Below are 1,110 nucleotides of genomic sequence, written 5' to 3'. Positions count from 1 at the left end.
TGGGAAATCACCGGGGACTTGACGCCATTGGCAACCGGTTTTCAAGACATATAGGACCGCACAGAAGACCTCGTAGAGGTCATATTTTCGAGGCTTAGTTCGCTTACGAAAATTTTCTAAAGCTGGTCGAATTAATTCAAATTGTTGCCGAGTAATATTGCTGGGATAATTTTTCATAGCTTAAACTCGCTTTTTACATAGAAGTATATCAAAAATCATAGATCTTGGACAGCTTCTTAAAGACCCTGGAAAGCGCGGTTAAAAATCGAACCATTACTGGGGACCTGATTATCCATACGGATTTAGGATCACAGTATACCAGCGATGATTACAATCAACGTTTAACTGAACTACATATCCGCCACTCATACAGCCGTAAGGGTTGTCCGTATGATAATGCGCCAATGGAATCCTTTCACGCTTCCCTCAAAAAGGAATGTGTTTATCCAGTGCCGGTCTTTGAAGATTATGAAACTGCCGCTGCCGTCCTTTTTGAATATGTGCATGCTTTCTACAATAGGAAGAGGATTCACAGTTCACTGGGCTACCAGACCCCCTTACAAGTTGAAATTGCAACACTTACGAGCCAAATGGCTGCCTGATTTAATGCTTTCCAGGGTTCAAATAAGTTATTAATCGCGATTAATGATTTATTTGAGCTGTGGAAGGTAAACGCGGTTCTGAATGTCTCTTAAAATCTGTCTCAAATATTGACTTCAATCCACCATTAAACCTGTTGCAGTGTACATGGGCTCCTTTGCTAACTTTTTGTCCAGATTTTTGCCCCACATACCGAGCACTAGCTTCAGCTCTTAGAAAGATAGTATTATCGATCATTCCTAATAGATTTGAAGAGGTGTTTGAAAAAGTAGTTTGATTCATTTTATCCATCGCATCTATCATAGTGCCATAATCTATTCTATTAACAATATTAATTGTTTTGTCGTTATTTTGAGAGCGTAAAATATCTTGTGTAAATGCATAAAAGATTTCTGAATTGTATAGAAATAGGGAATGCCTTCCCTTATGATATTTAGTAACCACAGAAAACATCACAGGAGGCATTCCCCATGAATGAACTTACCACAGAAATTATCGCTGCACTAGCCC

At 39.0% G+C, this 1,110-nt stretch carries 3 protein-coding genes; 1 reads left to right on the top strand and 2 read right to left on the bottom strand.

What is annotated here, in order from left to right:
• On the bottom strand, window positions 1-177 hold a 177-nt coding region (locus LPKJCM_RS09535; protein WP_133057565.1), incomplete at its 3' end, for a transposase.
• Window positions 178-224: 47 nt separating this feature from the next.
• On the opposite strand from LPKJCM_RS09535, the gene LPKJCM_RS09530 reads away from it, so the two are divergent.
• The gene (locus tag LPKJCM_RS09530; protein ID WP_080465680.1) at window positions 225-602 is read left to right on the top strand and encodes an integrase core domain-containing protein; all 378 of its coding nucleotides are present in this window, start codon (window positions 225-227) and stop codon (window positions 600-602) included.
• A gap of 40 nt (window positions 603-642) precedes the next feature.
• Here the strand turns inward: LPKJCM_RS09530 and LPKJCM_RS09525 are convergent, their stop codons facing one another.
• Window positions 643-1,056, bottom strand: a complete 414-nt coding sequence (locus LPKJCM_RS09525; RefSeq protein ID WP_170174653.1) for a hypothetical protein — start codon at window positions 1,054-1,056, stop codon at window positions 643-645.
• Between the last annotated feature and the right edge of the window lie 54 nt (window positions 1,057-1,110).

Origin of the sequence: Lentilactobacillus parakefiri (assembly GCF_002157585.1) — a bacterium.
Lineage (GTDB): Bacteria > Bacillota > Bacilli > Lactobacillales > Lactobacillaceae > Lentilactobacillus > Lentilactobacillus parakefiri.
Note: the sequence above shows the minus strand (reverse complement) of the source record. Positions and strands in the feature narration are given on the sequence as shown.